The sequence below is a fragment of the Cellulomonas triticagri genome, from assembly GCF_003696205.1.
Classification (GTDB): domain Bacteria; phylum Actinomycetota; class Actinomycetes; order Actinomycetales; family Cellulomonadaceae; genus Cellulomonas; species Cellulomonas triticagri.
Genome location: NZ_RFFI01000192.1, coordinates 1 through 4377, shown reverse-complemented (window position 1 = coordinate 4377; position 4377 = coordinate 1). Strand labels below are relative to the sequence as shown.

Annotated in this window: 5 protein-coding genes; 3 read left to right on the top strand and 2 right to left on the bottom strand. The window is 78.8% G+C overall.

Annotated elements, in window-relative coordinates; translation table 11 throughout:
- Positions 1-184: 184 nt before the first annotated feature.
- Complete coding sequence (locus EBM89_RS19700) at positions 185-757, bottom strand: YbaK/EbsC family protein (RefSeq protein ID WP_122151285.1); 573 nt, start codon at positions 755-757, stop codon at positions 185-187.
- Between the two features lie 110 nt (positions 758-867).
- Between EBM89_RS19700 and EBM89_RS19695 the strand changes: the two genes are divergently transcribed.
- Positions 868-1329 (top strand): GNAT family N-acetyltransferase, encoded by a 462-nt coding sequence (locus tag EBM89_RS19695; protein ID WP_233571874.1) that lies wholly within the window; start codon positions 868-870, stop codon positions 1327-1329.
- On the opposite strand, the gene EBM89_RS19690 is transcribed toward EBM89_RS19695, so the two are convergent.
- Positions 1317-1853 (bottom strand): YbhB/YbcL family Raf kinase inhibitor-like protein, encoded by a 537-nt coding sequence (locus tag EBM89_RS19690; protein WP_122151284.1) that lies wholly within the window; start codon positions 1851-1853, stop codon positions 1317-1319. The genes EBM89_RS19695 and EBM89_RS19690 overlap by 13 nt on opposite strands.
- Positions 1854-2075: 222 nt before the next feature.
- On the opposite strand from EBM89_RS19690, the gene imuA' reads away from it, so the two are divergent.
- Both imuA' and EBM89_RS19680 read left to right on the top strand, forming a co-directional pair.
- Positions 2076-3068: a DnaE2-dependent mutagenesis accessory factor ImuA' gene (imuA', locus tag EBM89_RS19685; RefSeq protein ID WP_233571873.1), complete on the top strand. Its 993-nt coding sequence runs from the start codon at positions 2076-2078 to the stop codon at positions 3066-3068.
- Positions 3065-4377: DNA polymerase Y family protein (locus tag EBM89_RS19680; RefSeq protein WP_147463639.1), on the top strand; the 1313-nt coding region annotated here is incomplete at its 3' end. The genes imuA' and EBM89_RS19680, both read left to right, overlap by 4 nt.

Genomic DNA, 4377 nt, shown 5'->3' with positions numbered 1-4377 from the left:
CACGGGGCCGGGGCCGCCGGGTGCGCGCCGCGCGGCCCGGGTCGGCCGCGTGCCGGGCCGTGCTCACGGGGCCCACGGGGCCAGCGGGGTCGTCGGACGGGCGGGCGGCGGAGCGGGGTGTCACGTCCTCGACCGTAGGCGCGATGCCCGCGGGGCGCAGCCCCCGGTCCGGTGCTCCGGCGGCTCAGCCGACGGCCAGGCCCTCGACCACCTCGACGCCCGGGGCCGTGGCCAGCAGCGCGCCGGGCAGCGCGACCTTGGACCGCCGCAGGCCCGAGCCGATGATCACCGTGCCACCCGCCTCCGGGTCGGGGGTCGCCACGCCCGCGTCCAGCAGCACCCGGTACCCGTCCGGCAGGCCGAGCGGCGTGATGCCGCCGTACTCCATGCCGGAGTCCTCGACAGCCCGCTCCATCGGCAGGAACGACGCCTTGCGGACGTCGAGCAGCCGCTTGACCGCGGAGTTCACGTCCGCGCGGGTGGTCGCCCGCACGACGGCCGCCGCGATCCGCTCGTCACCGGCGCGCTTCCCGGCGACGAGGACGCAGTTCGCCGACACCACCAGCGGCAGGTCGTACGCCTCGGTCATCGCGGCGGTGTCCGCGAGGTCGGGGTCGATCTCGGTCACGAGGACGGCGTCGGCCACCGCCGGGTCGGCGGCCACCCAGCGGGCGAGCGCGGCCGCGGTGGCCGGTGCCAGCAGATCGGTCCGGTCGACGGCGCGCAGCCAGGTCAGGGATCCAAGCACCAAGGTCATCCCCGCAGGCTATCCACGCCTCCGCCGAGTGCGGAGGACCTGGTCCCGGATGCCCGGATCGTCCCGCGGGTTCTCCGCACTCGACGGAGCGCATCGGGCACGATGTGCGCGTGAGTGTCGATCCGTTCGCCGGTGATCCGTACGTGCTCGTGCCCGCGGCGCCGCCGCAGGGCGACTACCTGCGGCTGCGGGCGGACTCCGGGTTGTCGCCCAAGCGCCCGGAGCAGGCGGACGGCGCGCTGGCCGGCAGCTGGTCGTGGGCGCACGTCCGCACGGCGACCGGGCAGGTCGTCGCCATGGGCCGGGTGGTCGGCGACGGCGGCTGGTACTTCCTGGTCGCGGACATGGCCGTCGACCCGGAGCACCAGCGGCGCGGGCTCGGCCGCCGCGTGCTCACCCGGCTGCTCGACGACATCCGGTCCCGGGCACCGCAGGGCGCGTACGTCACCCTCGTCGCGGACCCGCCCGGGCGCCGGCTGTACGAGTCGCTCGGCTTCCGCGACGTCGCCCCGGGCGCCACGGGCATGGTCCTGGACCTCGCGGTCCCCGACGAGGGCGGTCAGCGGGCGTAGGTCGGGGTGAGCAGGGCGCGCGCCGTCGTGTGGAACAGCGCGGTGAAGGCGGCCGCGGTCGGGGTCGTCTCCGGGGTGATGCCGAGGTGCTCGACGTCGAGCGCGTGCACCGCGAAGACGTAGCGGTGCGGACGGTCCCCGGGCGGCGGGGCCGCGCCCGCGTACCCGACGGAGCCGCCGTCGTTGCGGACCTGGAACGCGCCCGGCGGCAGCAGCTCCCCACCGGGTGACCCCGCGCCGCGCGGCAGCGACGTCGTGCTCACCGGGACGTCCACCACGGTCCAGTGCCAGAACCCGGCGGGCGTCGGCGCGTCCGGGTCGAAGCAGCTCACCACGAACGAGCGGGTGCCGTCGGGGAAGCCCGACCACTCCAGCGCCGGGGACAGGTCCTCGCCGTCCGCGACGAACGTGGTCGCGAGCGGCTCGCCGTGCACGACGTCCGTGCTCGCGAGGTCGAAGGTCGCGACGGACGGCAGCAGGGCGTAGGGCTCGGGGGCGACGGGACGGGTCAGCGAGACGGCCATGGTCCTCCTCGGGGTCGGCCGCGCGCGGGTCGTGCGGCGCGCGGCGGCGGTGCTCTCCCTCGTCATCCTGCCCCCGGTGCGGTCGGGACGCAGGTCGCGGGGTGAAGTCGGCGACCCGGTGCCGGGTATGTCAGCATGTGCTGGCAGAATCGAACACGTGTTCGAAGTGAGGTGTGCCGATCGGCGGCGCGGACGTGCAGCCGGACGGGGGAGGTGGGGGCGGTGAGCCACGAGGACCGGATCGCCCGGGCGCGCGCCGCCCTCGCGCACGCCGAGCTCCGCACCGGCGCGCGCGTCGTCCGACCCGCCCCGGCTGCACCCGCTGTGCCCGTGGTGTCCGTCGGCGCGACGGCGCTCGCGGCCCCGGACCGGGAGGCCCGGCCCGTCGCGGTCGTCACGCCCGCCCCGGCACCCGCCGCCGACCGTCCCGGCCCGGTCGCCGTCCCCGACCGGGCTGACCGGAACGACCAGGCCGGCCGGGACGACCGGGCCGACCGGGTTGACCGGCCCGCGCGCCCGGTCGCCGTCCCCGCGCCCGGTGCCCCCACGTCCGGCGTCCGCCCGGCGCGGGGTCCGCTGCTGCTCACCGACCGCCCGCCGCTCGCGGTGCCCCCGGCGCTGACCCCGCTGCTCCCGGACGGCCTGCGCCGGGGCAGCACCACCGCCGTGCTCGGCTCCACCTCGCTGGTGCTCGCGATGATCGCCGCCGCGTGCACCGCCCGGGAGGCGTGGGCGGCGGTGGTCGGGCAGCCGAGCCTCGGGCTGCTCGCCGCCGCGCAGACCGGTGTGGCCCTGGAGCGCCTGGCCGTCGTGCCCCGCCCCGGGGTGGAGGCGCCGACGGTGGTCGCGGCGCTGCTCGACGGGATCGACGTCGTCGTGGTGGGTCCGGGCGCGCACCTGGCCGACGCCGACCGGCGGCGGCTGATGGCCCGTGCCCGGGACCGCGGCTCGGTGCTGCTGTCGACCGCGCCGTGGCCGGGTGCGGGCACGGTGCTGACCGTGGAGGGCGGCCGGTGGTCCGGTGTCGGCGAGGGCGACGGCCGGCTGCGGGCGCACGAGCTGCACCTCACCCGCACGGGGCGCGGCAGCGCGGGGCAGGCGCAGGACCTGCGGGTCGTGCTGCCGCTGGAGGTCGGCACCGACCCGTACGGCATCCCCGCGGCACCGGCTCCCGCCCCGGCGGCCCGCCGGACCGGGCTGAGGCTGGTCGGATGAGCACCCGCACCACCGTCGTGTGGGTGCCGGACTGGCCGGTCGTCGCCGCGGTGCGCGGCGCGGACGTGCCGCCCCACCTGCCCGCCGCCGTGCAGCACGGCGCCCGCCTCGTCGCCGTGTCCGCGCTCGCGCGCGCCCAGGGGGTGCGGCGGGGGATGCGGCGGCGCGAGGCGCAGGGCGTGTGCCCGGAGCTGGTGCTGCTGCCCGCCGACGAGGACCGCGACGCCCGGCTGTTCGAGCCGGTCGCCGTCGCGGCGGAGGCGGTGGTCGCGGGCATCGAGGTCGTCCGGCCGGGGATGCTGCTGCTGCCCGCGGGCGGGGCCGCCCGGTACCACGGCACCGAGGTGACGCTCGCCGAGCGGCTGGTGTCCGAGGTCGCGTCCCGCACCGGCCACGAGTGCCAGGTCGGCACCGCCGACGGCCTGCTCGCCGCGGTGCTGGCGGCCCGCACCGACGCCGTCGTGCCCGCGGGCGGGTCGCGGGCGTTCCTCGCGCCGCGCCCGGTGAACGACCTCGCCCCGGTGGCCGTCTCCGACGAGGCCGTCCGGGCGGTCGCGGACCTGGTGGACCTGCTGCGCCGGCTCGGGCTGCGGACCCTCGGCGACCTCGCGGCGCTCGGGGCGGGGGACGTGCACGCCCGGTTCGGCACCTGGGGGACCTGGGCGTGGACCCTGGCCCGCGGCGAGGACCTGCGCCCGCCCGCGCGCCGTCGCCCCGAGGCGGACCTGGAGGTCGGCGCCGCCCTGGACCCGCCCGCGCAGCGGGTCGACGTCGCGACGTTCGCCGGGCGGCGGCTGGCCGAGGACCTGCACGCCCTGCTCACCGCGCACTCGGTCACCTGCGGGCGGCTGCGGATCACCGCGCGCACCGAGGACGGCACCGAGCTCAGCCGCGCGTGGCGCACGGACACCGGCGGCCTCGGCGGGCTGTCCGCCGCGCGGATCACCGACCGGGTGCGCTGGCAGCTCGAGGGCTGGCTGTCCGCGGCGGCCGTCGAGCGCGGGAGCCACCGGGCGCAGGCGGCGCGCGGCCGCCGAGGGCGCGACGTCGAGGAGGTCGGCGTCGTCGACCCCGACCCGGACGACCACGACGACGCCGTCGCGCTGGTCTGGCTGGGCATCACCGCCGAGGACGTCGCGCCCGCCGGGGCCGAGCAGGGCCGGCTCTGGGGCGGCGCGTCCGGCGGCGACCTGCGCGCGCACCGCGCCCTGGACCGGGTGCAGGGGCTGCTCGGCGGCGACGGCGTGCTCACCGCCGCGCTGCAGGGCGGGCGGGACGTGCGGGACCAGGTGCACCTGCAGCCCTGGGG

Excerpts from the sequence above, each read along its gene's own strand:
- EBM89_RS19700 (WP_122151285.1), bottom strand. The coding sequence starts at position 757 with ATGACCTTGGTGCTTGGATCCCTGACCTGGCTGCGCGCCGTCGACCGG.
- EBM89_RS19690 (WP_122151284.1), bottom strand. The coding sequence starts at position 1,853 with ATGGCCGTCTCGCTGACCCGTCCCGTCGCCCCCGAGCCCTACGCCCTG.